Genomic DNA, 285 nt, shown 5'->3' on the forward strand with positions numbered 1-285 from the left:
TGGGAACCTCTTTTTAGGCCATATCTTATCCATTACTTTGAAAAAGGCGGTAGCGGTGCCGATCTTAGTCCGTTAGAGAATGGTAATACGGTGCTGGCAGGTTTGCGTCCCGATTCTCAGCGTTACTTCGATTATCATCACGCTGCAACAGATACCTTTGAAGCGGTAAACAAAAGAGAACTGGAGCTGGGAGCCGCAACCATGGCTTCCCTCATTTACCTGGTAGATAAATATGGCTTTGATGATATCCAGGATAAAGAGGAGATCCTTAGGTAAGTGTTCAGT

1 pseudogene is annotated in these 285 nt (G+C 45.3%); it reads left to right on the forward strand.

The features are described from left to right. A pseudogene (locus HC176_RS19250) lies at nt 1-276 on the forward strand (peptidase M28 family protein); the annotation flags it as partial. Nucleotides 277-285: the final 9 nt, after the last annotated feature.

It is taken from the genome of Tamlana crocina, from assembly GCF_012037625.1.